Below are 16,492 nucleotides of genomic sequence, written 5' to 3'. Positions count from 1 at the left end.
CGAAATTATATATGCAGGAGGGAAAATCTATGGCTCGTAAAGTATTAGTAATGGGTGAAGTTCGTGATGGATCGCTACGTAACGTTTCGTTTGAAGCGGTAGCAGCAGCAAAAACAATTGCAGAAGGCGGTGAAGTAGTAGGTCTTCTAATTGGAGACAGCGTTGCCTCTTTTGCAAATGAATTGATTCATTACGGTGCAGATCGCGTTGTGACAGTTGAAAATGATAAATTAAAATCATATACATCTGATGGTTATGCACAAGCGTTTTTAGCTGTACATGCTGAAGAAAATCCAGAAGGTATTGTCTTTGGACATACGGCACTTGGTAAAGATTTATCACCAAAATTAGCAGCGAAGCTTGAAGCTGGTTTAGTTTCTGACGTAACTGCTTTAGAGGTTGAAGGTGGAAATGTTATCTTCACTCGTCCAATTTACTCTGGTAAAGCATTCGAGAAGAAGATTGTAACAGACGGCATCTTATTTGCGACAGTGCGTCCAAATAACATTGCAACTCTGGAAAAAGATGAGTCTCGCAGCGGTGACGTATCTTCTATTACAGTTGATGTGAAAGATTTACGTACAATTATTCAAGATGTTGTCCGTAAAACAGCAGAAGGTGTGGATCTTTCTGAAGCGAAAGTTATTATCGCTGGCGGACGCGGTGTGAAGAGTGAAGAAGGATTTAAACCATTAAAAGAGTTAGCTGACGTACTAGGCGGCGCTGTTGGGGCATCTCGTGGTGCTTGTGACGCTGAATACTGTGAGTACTCATTACAAATTGGTCAAACTGGTAAAGTTGTTACGCCAGACTTATACATTGCATGTGGTATTTCTGGTGCGATTCAGCATTTAGCAGGTATGTCTAACTCAAAAATAATCGTTGCGATTAATAAAGATCCAGAAGCAAGTATCTTCAAAGTAGCTGACTACGGTATTGTTGGTGACTTGTTCGAAGTTGTACCTCTTTTAACAGAAGAGTTTAAAAAGTTAAAAGTACATTCATGATTTAAGTACCCTTGAGTTCCAAGTGAAGTACCCCTATATATAGAAAAAGGTGAGAGATCCCCTGTCTCTCATCTTTTTAGTATTTAATCCATATTTTTATATAGTATAAAGGAACATTTTTTTGTTACAATACATAACGATACATATTATTCGCCACGTATATAAGTTAATGATATACTCTTGGTAGAATATACTTGAAGGAGGAAATAAAATGGCAATTGTAAACGCAAATGACCAAAGCTTCGCAGCTGAAACTAGCGAAGGTGTTGTATTATTAGATTTCTGGGCACCTTGGTGTGGACCTTGTAAAATGATCGCTCCTGTATTAGAGGAAATCGATGCAGAACTAGGCGAAAAAGTAAAAGTAGTAAAAGTAGATGTTGATGAGAACCAAGAAACTGCTCGTCAATTCGAAGTAATGAGCATTCCAGCTCTTTTCGTATTAAAAGACGGTAAAGTAGTTGATCAAACGTTAGGTTACAAACCGAAAGAAGCGTTAGTAGAATTAGTTTCTAAACATTTCTAAAATAAAAAAGCTACCAGTTGGTAGCTTTTTTTATTTTCTTTTTTACAGTCTTTCCGTTACAATAAAAGAACGTATGTTGGGTGTTTGAGCATAGTATGTTTTCAAGGGAAAATAAAAATGCTAAGTATGTAGAAATGGAGGGAGACGAGTGCACGAACATTTGAAAGAGAAGTTGGCTATTTTACCAGATCAACCTGGTTGTTATTTGATGAAAGATAAGCAAGGAACGGTTATATATGTTGGAAAGGCAAAAGTGCTTAAAAATCGTGTGCGCTCGTACTTTACTGGTTCACATGATGGGAAAACACTGCGGCTTGTAGGAGAAATTGTTGATTTTGAATATATCGTAACCTCTTCGAATTTAGAAGCACTTATTTTAGAGTTAAATCTAATTAAAAAATATGATCCGAAATATAATATTCAATTAAAAGATGATAAAACATATCCTTTTATTAAAATTACGGCGGAGAAGCAACCGCGCTTACTCATTACTCGAAATGTAAAAAAGGATAAAGGAAAGTATTTTGGTCCTTATCCAAATGCACAATCTGCTCATGAAACGAAAAAACTGCTAGATCGTATGTATCCACTTCGGAAATGTACGAATATGCCAGATAAAGTTTGTTTGTATTATCATATGGGTCAATGCTTAGCGCCGTGTGTGAAAGAAGTGACGGAAGAACAAAATAAAGAAATTGTAGATGAAATTATTAAGTTTTTAAATGGTGGACATAAAGAAGTTCGTTCAGAATTAGAAGTAAAAATGTATGAGGCCTCAGAGAAACTAGAGTTTGAACGTGCAAAAGAGTTGCGTGATCAAATTGCTCATATTGATGCGATTATGGAAAAACAAAAGATGATTATGAGTGACTTAGTGGATCGTGATGTGTTTGGATATGCAGTGGATAAAGGATGGATGTGTGTTCAAGTTTTCTTCGTTCGAAAAGGAAAGCTAATTGAACGTGATGTTTCTATGTTTCCAATTTACGATGAACCAGAAGAGGGCTTTTTAACGTTTATCGGCCAATTTTATGAAAACAGTAGTCATTTTAAGCCGAAGGAAATTGTCGTTCCAGGAAGTATAGACTCGGAATTAGTAGAGCGCTTTTTAGAAGTAGAAGCGACACAGCCGAAACGTGGTAAGAAAAAAGACCTTGTAGAATTAGCAAATAAAAACGCGAAAATTGCTCTTGAAGAGAAGTTTTACTTAATTGAACGTGATGAAGAACGAACGATTAAAGCAGTAGATCATTTAGGGAAGCAGCTTGGGATTGAAACGCCGTATCGTATTGAAGCGTTTGATAACTCAAATATTCAAGGAACAAATCCTGTTTCTGCAATGATTGCTTTTATCGATGGGAAACCGGCGAAGAAAGAGTATCGAAAATATAAAATTAAAACGGTTCAAGGACCAGACGATTATGAGTCTATGAGAGAAGTTGTGAGGCGCCGTTATACAAGGGCCCTTAAAGAAAATTCACCTTTACCTGATTTGATTATTATTGATGGAGGAAAAGGCCATCTAGCGGCTGCAAGTGATATTCTAGAGAATGAGCTCGGATTATATATTCCGATGGCAGGTCTTGTGAAAGATGATAAACATAAAACCTCCCATTTAATTATTGGGGACCCACCGGAACCTGTGATGCTTGAGAGAAATAGCCAAGAATTTTATTTATTGCAGCGTATTCAAGATGAGGTGCATCGATTTGCGATTACATTCCATCGTCAATTACATGGGAAATCTGTCATTCAATCAGCATTGGATGACATTCCAGGAATAGGTGATAAACGGAAAAAGGTATTGTTAAAACATTTTGGTTCATTAAAGAAGATGAAAGAAGCTTCTATAGAGGAATTTGTCGAAGCGGGTATGCCGAAAAATGTCGCGGAGACGATTTATACGTATTTAACAGATAAGAAGACGTTGTAGTTTACAACGTCTTCTGTTTTTTGGTATAATTTCTGAAGATTTAAAATAAATGCATCTGAATGAAAATACAAAAAAGTCAACTAAACTGATATGTCTAGTTGACTGTAGGTAATGCTTACACTTCAATGAGATCTTTTATATCCCATTTTACAAGAAATGTAATAGAGTCAGAACGTTTTTTCTTTTCTTCGTATGACTCTGCAACGACGTTCCGTTGCTTTTGAATTTGTTCAGCGATGAATCCAGCTTCTAGTTGATAAGAAGAATGTCGTTTTTGTTTTTGACGTTCTGCAATGAGTGTGCCTTTAAGTTGGAACTGCATTTCACGACGCTTATGTTCAATAATGCTTAAAGTGCCCCAGCCAGCTTTTTCAAAGAACTGAATGACTTCTTCAATTGTTTCTAGCGGATATTTTCTTGCAAGGTTTCTACCAGACCAGTATAAAATACCATCTAAATCGTTGCCGATTAAATCAGGTAGTAATTCTTCACGTAGCAATTCATAAGCGAAGGCGTTCAATGAAACATCTTCTAAAGATGTTATATCGATTGTATTTTTACTCACAATATTCCCCTCTTTCTATAGGGATTATTATATAACATTTTTCATTTATAAAAACAGATTTTTCTTTAGGGAAATCTGAATATCTAAGAAGAAAAAAAGAATTGCCAAATTATATGCAAATTATGTATACGTTTTCTTGACGCTTCGACAAAAATAGGGGTAAAATGAACTTGTTATCAAATTATGCTGAAATATTTCGAATAATTTTTTCAGTTTTTCTTATGCCAATAGTGAAAAAACATTATTGTTATAAATTAATCTGAAAACAGCAGTCAAACATTCAAGGGGGTAATGGGGACATGAAAGGCCGCGAGTATACGTTTCGTAAGTGGCACTCATTAATGGGGGTCATCCCGGTTGGTGTCTTTTTGACGCAACATCTAATTGTAAACAACTTTGCAACAAGAGGAGCAGAGGCTTTTAACAAGGCTGCAGGCTTTATGGAGCTCCTTCCATTCCGGTATGCGCTAGAAATTTTCATCATCTTTTTACCGATACTGTACCATGCTATATATGGCTTATATATTGCATTTACAGCTAAGAACAATGCGGTTTCTTACGGTTATTTCCGTAACTGGATGTTCGTTTTCCAAAGAATTTCAGGTATCGTTACGCTGATTTTCATTTCTTGGCACGTCTGGGAAACTCGTATTCAAGCAATGTTAGGTAAAGAGGTAAACTATGATATGATGGCAGATATTTTAAACAATCCAGCTATGTTTGCATTCTACTTAGTTGGTGTTGTTTCAACAATTTTCCACTTTGCAAATGGACTATGGACATTCTGCATCAGCTGGGGAATTACAGTATCTCCACGTTCACAAAGAATCTCTACTTATGTAACATTAGCTATTTTCTTAGGTCTATCTTATGTAGGTGTGAGTGCATTATTAGCGTTCATCGATCCACAGCTAGCAAATCAGTAAGGAGTGGGAGAGCATGAAAGGGAAACTTATAGTAGTCGGCGGTGGCTTGGCTGGCTTAATGGCAACGATTAAAGCGGCAGAAGCAGGAGTAAATGTTGAACTGTTTTCTTTAGTACCAGTAAAACGTTCACATTCTGTATGTGCTCAGGGCGGAATTAACGGTGCCGTAAATACGAAAGGTGAAGGGGATTCTCCATGGATCCACTTTGACGATACAATTTATGGTGGGGACTTCTTAGCGAACCAACCACCAGTTAAAGCAATGTGTGAAGCAGCACCTGGTATCATTCATTTAATGGACCGTATGGGTGTTATGTTCAACCGTACGGAAGAAGGACTTCTTGATTTCCGTCGATTTGGTGGAACGCAACATCACCGTACAGCATTTGCTGGTGCAACAACTGGACAGCAATTACTTTACGCATTAGATGAGCAAGTACGTCGTCACGAAGTAGCAGGACTTGTAACGAAATATGAAGGCTGGGATTTCTTACGAGCTGTTGTTGATGATGAAGGTGTGTGCCGAGGAATCGTTGCACAAGACTTACAAACTATGGAGATTAAAAGTTTCGGAGCTGATGCCGTGATTATGGCAACAGGGGGCCCTGGTATCATTTTCGGAAAATCAACAAACTCCATTATTAATACAGGTACAGCAGCTTCTGCTGTATATCAACAAGGTGCATATTATGCAAATGGTGAGTTCATTCAAATTCACCCAACGGCAATTCCTGGAGACGATAAATTACGTCTTATGAGTGAATCTGCACGTGGTGAAGGTGGACGTGTTTGGACATATAAAGATGGTAAACCATGGTACTTCTTAGAAGAAAAATATCCGGCTTACGGAAACCTTGTACCTCGTGATATCGCAACGCGTGAAATCTTTGATGTTTGCGTAGAGCAAAAACTAGGTATTAACGGTGAAAACATGGTGTACTTAGATCTTTCTCATAAAGATCCGAAAGAACTAGATATTAAACTTGGTGGAATTATTGAAATCTATGAGAAATTTACAGGGGATGATCCTCGTAAACTACCAATGAAAATCTTCCCAGCTGTTCACTATTCAATGGGTGGACTATGGGTTGACTATAAGCAAATGACTAGTATTCCAGGTTTATTTGCAGCAGGTGAGTGTGATTATTCTATGCACGGTGGTAACCGCCTTGGTGCAAACTCACTATTATCAGCAATTTACGGTGGTATGGTAGCAGGACCAAACGCAATTGAATATATGAAAGGTCTTTCTAAATCATCAGATGCTGTTTCATCTACTGTATATGAGCAAAATGAATTAATCGAAACAGAGAAATTTAACAATATTTTAACGATGGATGGTAATGAAAATGCATATGTTCTTCATAAAGAGCTTGGAGAATGGATGACAGATAACGTTACAGTAGTTCGTGAAAATAAAAAGTTATTAGAAACAGATGCGAAAATTGAAGAGTTAATGGATCGTTACAAACGTATTAACATTAACGATACAGCGAGATGGAGTAACCAAGGTGCTTCATTTACACGTCAACTTGCAAATATGTTTGAGTTAGCACGTGTTATTACAATTGGCGCATATAACCGTAATGAGAGCCGCGGGGCGCATTACAAACCTGAATTCCCAAATCGTGATGATGCAAACTTCTTAAAAACTACTATGGCAAAATTTGAAGGAGAAGGAAATGCACCAGCATTCCATTACGAAGACGTTGATGTTTCATTAATTAAACCACGTAAACGTGATTATTCTTCAAAACATGATGTAGCTGCTAAGGGTGAAGAGAAGGGGGATAAACAACATGTCTGAGAAAACAATCCGCCTCATCATTACGAGACAAGATGGACCAGATGCACAAGAGTTTGACCAAGAGTTTGAAATTCCATATCGTCCTAATATGAATATTATTTCGGCGCTTATGGAAATTCGTCGTAATCCTGTTGATTCAAAAGGAAACCAAACAACTCCGATCGCATGGGATATGAACTGCTTAGAGGAAGTATGCGGTGCATGTTCGATGGTTATTAACGGAAAGCCACGTCAATCATGTACGGCTCTTATTGACCAATTAGAACAGCCAATTCGCTTAAAGCCGATGAAGACATTCCCAGTTGTACGTGATTTACAAGTTGATCGCAGTCGCATGTTTAATGCTCTAAAACGCGTTAAAGCTTGGATTCCAATTGATGGTACGTATGACTTAGGTCCAGGACCAAGAATGCCTGAGAAAAAGCGTCAATGGGCTTATGAGCTTTCAAAATGTATGACATGTGGTGTTTGCTTAGAATCATGTCCAAACGTAAACAGTAAGTCTGACTTTATTGGACCAGCGCCGTTATCACAAGCTCGTTTATTCAACTCACATCCAACGGGTGAAATGCATAAAGCAGATCGCTTACGTGCAATTATGGGAGATGGAGGACTAGCAAACTGTGGTAACTCTCAAAACTGTGTGCAATCATGTCCGAAGGGTATTCCTTTAACAACTTCAATTGCGGCATTAAACCGTGATACAACAATTCAATCGTTCAAAGATTTCTTTGGTAGCGATAATAACTATTAATAAATATTGCCTCTTCATCTTGAAGGGGCAATATTTATAACTTCATTTTTCAGTTTATTCTGTTTTTTTTGGCAGGAAGGGGAGATAGCGTTGAAGAGAATTTCTTATATTGAAGACTTCGAGAAATGGGAAAGTGGTTTTTCATTTTACAATCCTGTAAAGGTTCGTTTTGGTGAAGTAGATATGTTTGGACATGTAAATAATGTCGTTGCTTTTACTTATTTTGAAGAAGCTCGTATCGCGTTGTTTAAAGAACTTGGATTTATGCAAGAGTGGACACATGCATCATCAGAAACGATGATCGTTGTTGCGGATTTACAATGTAATTTTATTAAGCAAATATATTTTGATGAACAGTTGAAGGTGTATGTAAAGGCAGGATCGGTTGGGAACTCTTCTTTAGATCTACATTATATGGTGAAGAATGCAGAAGGAGAGGTTTGTTTAGTAGGTCGTGGAATGATGGTTCAAGCGTCGAAAAAAACAGGAAGAGGCGAACCATGGCCTGAAGAATGGAAGAAGAAATTACTACAATGATAGAGTGAAAGAAAAATAAGAGAGCAATTTGCTCTCTTATTTTTTGTCTTCCATCGCTTCTTCTAATGTTAAGTGATGTTTATATAGGTATGTAGCGTATGGATTACCAACGTAGCGTAAGTGCCATGGTTCATATGCATATTCTGTTGTATCTGTTTTATCTTCTAAGTAACGAATGACAAAGCCGAATTCATGAGCGTGTTCCGCGACCCATTTTCCTTCTGCTGTCTTCCCGAAAATAGGCTCTAATTGAAATTTAGCTGTTTTTGAACTAATATCCATTGCTAAACCCGTTTGGTGTTCACTCGTACCAGGAATTGCGCTTACTGAATTAGCCTCAGCTTTTCCTTGACGCCTAACGTATGTATCATGCAACGATTTTTGGCGTTTGTATGAACGATAACCAGATACAGCTGTAAGATCAAGCCCTTCTTTTTTCGCAGCTTTGAACATGTTTTCAAGTGCCTCTGCAGCATCTTTGCGTAGCAATGTTTTTTCTTTATCTTTTGGACTAGCAAATGGTACGTTTGGTCTCGTTAAGTCTTCAGGAATGTATCCATCTGGTAGTTTTCGATGTTTATTAATTAAGACAAGATTAGATTTTGGATTTGTTACAACTGAAAAGTTATTGTCTATTTTCTTTGCATTATGATCAGCTTTTGGAAAAGCAGGAATCTCTTCTTTTGGGTGGTTAGTATGTTTTTGACTTTCGACAGCTTTCGCTTCATTATGTAGTGGTGATTTAGAACCAAAGTAAGTGAAAGATGTGATACCGATTACAATAGTAGTGGCAGAAATAATTATTATCTTTTTCATAATGCCTTGTAATCACAGTCCCTTCTTAATAAAATGTGTATCGTTTTTTTATTATAAGTCTAGTTTGTTGGAAAAGGAATATAAGAGTCATAACGTAATAGAAATGCAAAGAAAATGTCAGAAAATGTGTGAATTTGTAGTATTTTTTTATATAATTCATTTCTTATCTTTCATGAATTGCATTTTTTATGTAATATATATACATAAGAAGATGTAGCGATTATCGAGAATAAAGAACTTCTTGTATAGACTAGGAGTGAATGGGAATGGATTTTGCAACAATTATTGGACTTGTTTTAGGATTTTTAGCAGTGGTAGTAGGGATGGTCGTCAAGGGCGCTGACGTAACAGCCTTATTAAATCCTGCCGCAGCATTAATTATTTTTATCGGTACATTTGCTGCAGTATGTATTGCATTTCCGATGAATCAACTAAAAAGGGTTCCAAAACTATTTAAAGTTCTTTTTGGTTCAAATAAAAAGGATTTAAGTTATGAACAGTTGCTAGAATTATTTGTTCATTGGACATCTGAAAGTAGAAAATACGGTATTTTGTCTTTAGAGCAACAATTAGACAAAATTCAAGATGAATTTCTTTTGCGCGGTATGAAATTTGTGATTGATGGCGTATCCGCAGAAGATTTAGAGCAGATTTTGGAATCTGAATTAGAGGCAATTGAAGAAAGACATGCAAAGGGAGCTGCTATTTTTTCACAAGCTGGTACGTATGCACCGACATTAGGAGTTTTAGGTGCTGTTATCGGTCTTGTAGCTGCGCTTGGTAACTTAACTGATATTGAAAAGTTAGGTCATGCTATTTCGGGTGCGTTTATTGCAACGATTTTTGGTATTTTTTCAGGTTATGTATTATGGCATCCATTTGCAAATAAGTTAAAGCAAAAATCTTCAGCTGAAATTGAGAAAAAACGTTTAATCATTGATTGTTTATTAATGCTACAAGAAGGTACATATCCGTTTATTATGAAGAACCGCATTTTAGGTGCACTTTCTGCAACTGAGCGTAAAAAGCTAGAAAAAGGAGCAGAAAAAAATGCGGAGTAAGAAAAATAGAAGAGGCAAAAAGAAAAAACATGATGAGCATATCGATGAAACGTGGTTAATTCCATATTCTGATATGTTAACGTTGTTATTTGCATTGTTTATCGTTTTATTCGCAATGAGTAGTATAGATGCTGCGAAGTTTAAACAGATGGCAGTTGCTTTTCGAAGTGAATTAGCTGGGGGAACAGGTAACAAAGAATTTTTAAGTGATCAAAAGCCAAATGAGGAAAAAGAATTATCAGCAAGTAGCCTTGAGGCAGAACAAGCAAAAAAACAAGAAGAAGCTAGAGCTAAAGAAAAAAAAGAGATGGATGAATTGAAAGCATTACAAAAAAAGATTGATCAATATATTAATGAAAAACAATTATCCTCTTCTTTTCAAACTAAATTAACTGAAAAGGGATTAATGGTGACAATATTAGAAAATATACTGTTTGATTCGGGGAAAGCAGATGTGAAATTAGAATCTTTAGGGATTGCGAAAGAGATGTCTAGCTTACTTGTTTCAGCGTCACCTCGTGAAATTACAGTATCGGGTCATACGGATAATGTCCCTATTGCCAATGCGCAGTTTGCGTCGAATTGGGAATTAAGTACGCAGCGGGCAGTTAATTTTATGCAAGTATTACTGCAAAATAAAGAATTACAACCAGAAAAATTTAGTGCGATTGGATACGGAGAATACCGTTCAATTGCTCCAAACGATACACAAGAAGGAAAGGCAAAGAATAGACGTGTGGAAGTGTTTATCTTGCCTTTAACAGAGAAAGTAAAATAAAGAGGATGGCGAATGCCATCCTCTTTTATTTTACTTCAAATGATTTTAAGTTGTCGCGACGGATTTTATCTTTTTCTGCATCTGATTTTTTGAAATCATAATCATATAAAGCGCCTTCCCAATCGCCATACATTGGATTCGGGAAAATAATGAATTTCTCACCAAATTGTGCTTTTGAATCTTCTACTGTTTGGTTACGATCTTTTACAGATTTTCCATCAAAACCTGTGAAATCAGATAAGTTATCACCGAAGAATAAGACAATATCATGGGTTTGAGAAACGAGTTCACGGCGTTTTTCTTTTCCTTTTTCTTTCGGATCTTGTAGTAATATATGTTCTTTCGTTGCTTGAGGAGCACCTACACGCTCAAGATTTTTAATTGTTGCATCTAGTTGGTTCGTTTTACGATTTGAGATGTAGTAAATATCTACACCTTTAGACTCTGTATATTTTAAGAAATCAATTGCGCCTGGAAGGGCTTCAGCCTCAGCTTTATTAATCCAATCATCCCATTTGTAAGGATAGCCTTTGCCTGTTTTTACGCTCATTGCTTGATGAGGACTGTTATCTAAAACAGTTTCGTCTAAATCAAGTACGATAGCAGGTTTTTTCTCTGTCCCTTTTGCAAGAACTGCATCAAGCTTTAATTGACCGATATTGTACCCTTGGTAGTAAAGTGCTTTCGTTTCGCCAGCTGTTTGATACCATAAATCAGCCATTAATTGCTGTTCTGTTAATTTTACTTTCTCTTCTTTCGCCACTGTTTTCTCTGGTGTTCCTGAACATGCTACAAGTGATGTAGATAGAACCGCTACAGATAATAGAGTGGTAATGCCCCTCTTCATCTTCATATGTATCCTCCTTGATGTTAGAAAATCATTTTATATTATATATTAAAATATAATATTTTTATATGAACATTTGCATATTGTCTTTTGTATATATAGTAGTATGTCCTATATTAGAAAGATGAGCAAAATAATAATAGTTATTTTGACAAGTTTTATTGTCGTAATGACAATTATAATTGACAAAAAGGGTTTTGTTATTTACAATTTTAACTAAATAGAACAAATGATGGATTAATGACGGTGTTTACATATAAGAGGATGAAGTGTAGTGCTATATTTTTTCTTGAATAAACATAGTCTTTGAAAGAGAGTACGAATGATACTAAAGGGGAGGCTTTATACTTTGAGTTTACAAATTCAAAACTTAACGAAACAATTTGGGGAATCAAAAGCAGTTAACGGTTTGCAAATTTCGTTACCAAAAGGTGAAGTACTAGGATTACTTGGACGAAATGGTGCAGGGAAAACAACAACAATCAAAATGCTTCTCGGATTATTAACGCCTAATGAAGGTACGATTACGTGGGATGGAAAAGCATTTGGGGATAGTGGCGTAACAATTGGGTATTTACCAGAAGAAAGAGGTTTATATACAAAAAGTAGAGTAATAGATCAGTTGCGATATTTTGGTAGATTAGAAGGAATGTCGAAGAAAGAAGTAGATCAAGCTATTGATCATTGGTTAGAGCGTTTAGCGATACCAGAATATAAATTTAAAACGGCTGGAGAGCTTTCAAAAGGGAATCAGCAAAAAATCCAATTAATTGCTGCTCTTCTTCATAATCCGGAACTTCTCATTTTAGATGAACCATTCAGCGGCCTTGATCCAGTTAACGCCGGGATGTTAGCTAGTATTATTGAAGAACAAGTACAGAGCGGAAAGACGATTATTTTATCAAGTCATCGTATGGAACAAGTAGAGGCTTTTTGCCAACATGTATGTATTTTGAAAAAAGGTGAAGCAGTCGTAAAAGGACAGCTAAGTGATATTAAGAAAGAATACGGTTTCCGTAATTTAACGATTGAAGATACAGTAGAGAATGAAAAGGGATTAGAGGCTATACATGTATCGTATGAAAAACAACAAGGCCTTCTTTATGTGAAAGTACAAGACGATGCGGAAGCTCTCAAGATTTTGCAACAGTTGCAAGAGCAAGGTGTTAGCTTACGACAATTCAAAATGTTAGAGCCGACGTTAAATGAAATCTTTGTAGAGAGGGCGAAATAACGATGCGTAAATTTTCTCACGTATTTTCATTTTATTTTAGGGAAGCATTTTTATCTAAAAAATCATTAATTACGAGTGCCATTTTATTTTTAGTTGTGTTTGGGATTTTTGCATTTAATCATTTTACTTCAGGCGATGATAAAAATAAGGATAAAGATAAAATTGCAGTTGTAGTAGAGAGTTCCACATATAAAGTACAAAAAGATGAGCTAAATAAGCTATTGCCATCAGCAAAAATAACACTTGGTTCAAAGGATGATTTTGATAAACTGCATAAGCAAGTAGAAGAAGGCGATTTAGATGGTCTATTCCATGTGACGGAAAAGGGTGGGGCTCCATCGATTACATATATGTATAATGGATTTCCAAGCCAAGCAACTTCTGCAATTATGGCAGGATATTTAAAGCAACAATATACGATGGTGACAATTGCCAAAAATAATGTTTCACCAGAAATTGCACAGCAATTACAAACAGAAATTCAAGTAAAGCAAGAAGCGATAAAAGATCGTACATCTTCTTTCGGAATTGCCTATTTCTTTACATTTGCTTTATATATGTTTATTGTAGCGTTCGGAAATACAATCGCAATGAATATTGCATCTGAGAAGGCGTCACGTGTAATGGAAGTAATGCTTCCGAAAGTGAAACCTCTTACGATGATGTATGCGAAAATTTTAGCGGTTGTTTCAACGGCTTTATTGCAACTTGTCATATTGGCGTGTGGTTATCTTATTCCATATTTGTTAGGTTGGGTCGATTTAGAAAGTGCCTCACTATTGGGTATTCCAATTGACTTTACGAAATTAGATGCAAAGGTTGTAAGCATGTTTCTTGTTTATTTCATTACGGGATATTTACTTTATGCAATGATGTATGCTGCTGCTGGAGCTGTCGTGTCTAAGACGGAGGATTTACAAGCTGTATCTTTCCCGATAATGATTTTAATTATGGCTGCATTCTTCATTAGTATTAAATCATTAAGTGATCCGAATAGTACTATCGTTGTTGTAAGTTCTTACGTTCCATTTTTTACACCGATGGTTACCTTCTCACGTATTGTAGCTGGTGAAGCAGGTATGCTAGAAATTACGATAACATTAGCAGTCTTATTGGCGACAATTGCGATATTAAATGCTGTTACAAGCCGCATTTACGTAAATGGCGTAATGAATTACTCAGATAAAGTGAAATTTAAAGATTTAGCGAAATTTATAAAGCGTCAATAATGAGAGAAAAGCATGATTTCCTATTGAAATCATGCTTTTTCTTTATGTATAAATTAAAAATAGTATATAATAATAAGAGTCGTCTTTTAATAGAATGAATAAAAAGGAGGGTGTGCAGATGGGGATTAGTAGTCGTTTTACAGTAGGTGTTCATATGCTGACATTACTTGCGATAGATCGAAACTCTCGCTGTACCTCTGAATGGATTGCCGGTAGTGTGAATACAAATCCAGTTGTGATTCGTCGCATTACAGGAATGTTGAAGAGAGCAGGACTTGTTGATGTACAAGCTGGTAAAGGTGGTACGACACTTGCTCGAGATTTAGAAGAAATTACATTACTTGATGTATATAAAGCAGTGGAAGTTGTAGAAGAAGGACAGCTATTTTCCTTCCATGAAAATCCCAACATTGAATGTCCAGTAGGAGCTAATATTCAATCAGTATTAGAAATTATTTTAATGCAAGCGCAAGAAGCGATGGAAAACGTGCTTGCAAATGTAACGGTAGATCAATTAGTTACAAATTTAAAGTCTAAAATGAAAGAATAAAAAAGCGAGCTTCCTCATAATGAGGGCTCGCTTTTTTTATTCAGAAATATTGAAAATTCTATTTTTCAGTATTTAAAATGAATTTACCTACGATAGCTGCGAAGATACCACCAAGAATTGGTGCTACGATGAATACCCATAGTTGAGAAAGTGCTTCTCCACCAACAAATAAAGCTGGTGCGATACTACGAGCTGGGTTAACAGATGTTCCAGTTAACGGAATTCCTAATAAGTGGATTAAAACTAATGTGAAACCAATTACTAGTCCAGCTAAAGAAGAACTTCCTTTTTTACCTGTTACAGCGACGATAACTAAAATAAATACGAAAGTTAAAATGAACTCAACTAAAAATGCTCCAGATAAACCAAGAGTTCCGAAACCATTTTGTCCTAAATTATCTAAAGGTGTTTTAGCAGATTTTAAAATTGTTACTAACGTTGCAGTTCCTAATAAACCACCTAAAATTTGAGCTAATACATAATAACAAAGTTCCATAGCGTTCATGCGTTTGTTGATGAACATAGCTACTGATACTGCTGGGTTAATGTGACATCCAGAAATTGTTCCGATGCTATATGCCATAGCTACAATAGATAAGCCGAAAGCCATAGCGATTCCTAATGTTCCAATTCCTTCGATTCCGCCGCCAGTGACAGCTACTCCAGTTCCGAATAATACAAGTACAAAGGTACCAATAAATTCAGCGATTGCTTTTTTTAACATAATTTACCTCCTATTAATGCGCATGAAACGTATTATAACATACGTTTTAGTATAAACAGCCAATGAAATACTATTCTGATAAGGCAAAATAGGGGGACAATAAAAAAGAGTATGGTTCATCTCTATAGAACCATACTCTTTTTTTATGCTGGTTTTTTCTGTTTAACGGCTGGAATAGATCGGTTTAAAATACTATTTGCAACCATTCCTAACATAATAATAATCATTCCAAGTAGGGAAAGCCCGCCAGGAAACGAACCATTCAAGAAAACAATTTCTCCAAGTACGGTAAAGACCATCGTTCCAGCTTGTGTTGCTTCAACAGCTCCAAGTAAAGCCAGGTTATCTTTTGCTAAGTCAGTAGCAAAGAAAAATGTCATCGTTGCAATAACGCCGGAACATAATGCTAACAAAAATCCTTGAAGCATTTGGCTAGATGTTGGAATACCCGTAGTAGAAAATCCGTATACACCAAGCAAAATTGTTATAGGAAGACTTCCAATTGCCATTCCTAATACACGTTGGAACGTATCAAGGCGTCCGCCAACAAGCTCCATCATTTTTCGGTTACCGAACGGATATAAGAAAGCGGCTAATACGACAGGTAAAAAACCTGAAATGAACTGAGTCATTGTAATATGGCCTGCGGCAGTTGCTTGCATACAAATTACACCAAGTAAAATAAATAAAGCAACATATAAGCTACGAAGTGGAATTTTTCCACGTACAAGTTTCGTACCTGATTTTGTTTCTATTTTCACAAAAAATAGTGGTGATAGTAGTAAACCAGCTAAAATCGTAACTTGCCAAGTTCCAGCAACGAGCCAAGCTGGAGAAAAGACAGCTGCGAAACTTAATAAAGAATAAAAACCAATACCGGCAACAGAACCCCATCCGATCCACGCCAATGGATGTTTTTTTAACTCTTCCCATAATCCCCTAAAGTTTTTGCGAAATAAAACGATAAGGAATAAAATAGGGAGAGCAAATAAAAAACGGAAGGAAGCTGTCCAAGCCCAGCTCGTTCCAGATACATTCATTGCTCTATTAATAATAAAGGTTGCAGAAAAAAAGGCCGATGATAAAAGACCTAATAAAATTGCGCGCATGAAGTATAGCACTCCTTTCAAAATAAATAATTATGTATAGTATGATATACTTTAATTGAATAAAAGTAAACTATTTTATACTTCGAGGT

Annotated in this window: 17 protein-coding genes; 12 read left to right on the top strand and 5 right to left on the bottom strand. The window is 36.2% G+C overall.

What is annotated here, in order from left to right; translation table 11 throughout:
- Positions 1 to 29 precede the first annotated feature (29 nt).
- The 3 genes from etfA to uvrC all read left to right on the top strand — a co-directional run bounded on the left by etfA (position 30) and on the right by uvrC (position 3,466).
- Positions 30 to 1,007, top strand: a complete 978-nt coding sequence (gene etfA, locus OXT04_RS13575; protein ID WP_000101946.1) for an electron transfer flavoprotein subunit alpha — start codon at positions 30 to 32, stop codon at positions 1,005 to 1,007.
- A gap of 211 nt (positions 1,008 to 1,218) precedes the next feature.
- The gene (trxA, locus tag OXT04_RS13570) at positions 1,219 to 1,533 is read left to right on the top strand and encodes a thioredoxin (RefSeq protein ID WP_001018944.1); all 315 of its coding nucleotides are present in this window, start codon (positions 1,219 to 1,221) and stop codon (positions 1,531 to 1,533) included.
- A gap of 148 nt (positions 1,534 to 1,681) precedes the next feature.
- Positions 1,682 to 3,466, top strand: coding sequence for an excinuclease ABC subunit C (gene uvrC, locus OXT04_RS13565; RefSeq protein WP_000544300.1), 1,785 nt, complete (start codon positions 1,682 to 1,684; stop codon positions 3,464 to 3,466).
- 115 nt (positions 3,467 to 3,581) lie between these two features.
- On the opposite strand, the gene OXT04_RS13560 is transcribed toward uvrC, so the two are convergent.
- On the bottom strand, positions 3,582 to 4,031 hold the full coding sequence (locus tag OXT04_RS13560) for a YslB family protein (RefSeq protein ID WP_000042214.1): 450 nt from the start codon (positions 4,029 to 4,031) through the stop codon (positions 3,582 to 3,584).
- A gap of 299 nt (positions 4,032 to 4,330) precedes the next feature.
- On the opposite strand from OXT04_RS13560, the gene sdhC reads away from it, so the two are divergent.
- From sdhC to OXT04_RS13540, 4 genes are all read left to right on the top strand, one after another.
- A complete protein-coding gene (sdhC, locus tag OXT04_RS13555; RefSeq protein WP_000678354.1) occupies positions 4,331 to 4,957 on the top strand; it encodes a succinate dehydrogenase cytochrome B558 in 627 nt (208 codons plus the stop codon).
- Positions 4,958 to 4,970: 13 nt separating this feature from the next.
- Positions 4,971 to 6,764, top strand: coding sequence for a succinate dehydrogenase flavoprotein subunit (gene sdhA, locus OXT04_RS13550; protein ID WP_000676743.1), 1,794 nt, complete (start codon positions 4,971 to 4,973; stop codon positions 6,762 to 6,764).
- Positions 6,757 to 7,518, top strand: coding sequence for a succinate dehydrogenase iron-sulfur subunit (gene sdhB / locus OXT04_RS13545; RefSeq protein ID WP_001291830.1), 762 nt, complete (start codon positions 6,757 to 6,759; stop codon positions 7,516 to 7,518). Before sdhA ends, sdhB begins: the two co-directional genes overlap by 8 nt.
- 90 nt (positions 7,519 to 7,608) lie before the next feature.
- Positions 7,609 to 8,055: an acyl-CoA thioesterase gene (locus OXT04_RS13540; protein ID WP_000822727.1), complete on the top strand. Its 447-nt coding sequence runs from the start codon at positions 7,609 to 7,611 to the stop codon at positions 8,053 to 8,055.
- Between the two features lie 36 nt (positions 8,056 to 8,091).
- Here OXT04_RS13540 and OXT04_RS13535 read toward each other — a convergent pair whose 3' ends face one another.
- Positions 8,092 to 8,871: a M15 family metallopeptidase gene (locus tag OXT04_RS13535; RefSeq protein WP_267415242.1), complete on the bottom strand. Its 780-nt coding sequence runs from the start codon at positions 8,869 to 8,871 to the stop codon at positions 8,092 to 8,094.
- Positions 8,872 to 9,137: 266 nt separating this feature from the next.
- Between OXT04_RS13535 and motA the strand changes: the two genes are divergently transcribed.
- Together motA and motB are read left to right on the top strand one after the other, a co-directional pair.
- Entirely contained in the window at positions 9,138 to 9,932 is a 795-nt protein-coding gene (gene motA / locus OXT04_RS13530) for a flagellar motor stator protein MotA (RefSeq protein ID WP_000344862.1), read from the top strand.
- The gene (gene motB, locus OXT04_RS13525) at positions 9,922 to 10,710 is read left to right on the top strand and encodes a flagellar motor protein MotB (RefSeq protein WP_001256741.1); all 789 of its coding nucleotides are present in this window, start codon (positions 9,922 to 9,924) and stop codon (positions 10,708 to 10,710) included. The genes motA and motB overlap by 11 nt, the downstream gene beginning before the upstream one ends.
- A 25-nt stretch (positions 10,711 to 10,735) precedes the next feature.
- Here the strand turns inward: motB and OXT04_RS13520 are convergent, their stop codons facing one another.
- On the bottom strand, positions 10,736 to 11,563 hold the full coding sequence (locus tag OXT04_RS13520; protein WP_000782771.1) for a 5'-nucleotidase, lipoprotein e(P4) family: 828 nt from the start codon (positions 11,561 to 11,563) through the stop codon (positions 10,736 to 10,738).
- A gap of 343 nt (positions 11,564 to 11,906) precedes the next feature.
- Here OXT04_RS13520 and OXT04_RS13515 point away from each other — a divergent pair, with 343 nt between their 5' ends.
- The 3 genes from OXT04_RS13515 to OXT04_RS13505 all read left to right on the top strand — a co-directional run bounded on the left by OXT04_RS13515 (position 11,907) and on the right by OXT04_RS13505 (position 14,570).
- Positions 11,907 to 12,791: an ABC transporter ATP-binding protein gene (locus OXT04_RS13515; RefSeq protein ID WP_000058130.1), complete on the top strand. Its 885-nt coding sequence runs from the start codon at positions 11,907 to 11,909 to the stop codon at positions 12,789 to 12,791.
- A gap of 2 nt (positions 12,792 to 12,793) precedes the next feature.
- Complete coding sequence (locus tag OXT04_RS13510) at positions 12,794 to 14,020, top strand: ABC transporter permease (protein ID WP_023523128.1); 1,227 nt, start codon at positions 12,794 to 12,796, stop codon at positions 14,018 to 14,020.
- A gap of 118 nt (positions 14,021 to 14,138) precedes the next feature.
- On the top strand, positions 14,139 to 14,570 hold the full coding sequence (locus tag OXT04_RS13505) for an Rrf2 family transcriptional regulator (RefSeq protein WP_000512998.1): 432 nt from the start codon (positions 14,139 to 14,141) through the stop codon (positions 14,568 to 14,570).
- 58 nt (positions 14,571 to 14,628) lie between these two features.
- On the opposite strand, the gene OXT04_RS13500 is transcribed toward OXT04_RS13505, so the two are convergent.
- Together OXT04_RS13500 and OXT04_RS13495 are read right to left on the bottom strand one after the other, a co-directional pair.
- Entirely contained in the window at positions 14,629 to 15,294 is a 666-nt protein-coding gene (locus tag OXT04_RS13500) for an aquaporin (protein ID WP_000913213.1), read from the bottom strand.
- A 143-nt stretch (positions 15,295 to 15,437) separates the two neighbouring features.
- On the bottom strand, positions 15,438 to 16,403 hold the full coding sequence (locus OXT04_RS13495) for a DMT family transporter (RefSeq protein ID WP_090976979.1): 966 nt from the start codon (positions 16,401 to 16,403) through the stop codon (positions 15,438 to 15,440).
- Between the last annotated feature and the right edge of the window lie 89 nt (positions 16,404 to 16,492).

Origin of the sequence: Bacillus sp. GC_Bacil_1 (assembly GCF_026540675.1) — a bacterium.
Classification (GTDB): domain Bacteria; phylum Bacillota; class Bacilli; order Bacillales; family Bacillaceae_G; genus Bacillus_A; species Bacillus_A cereus.
The sequence above is the reverse complement of the archived record's forward strand: the minus strand, read 5'-3'. Positions and strand labels throughout refer to the sequence as shown.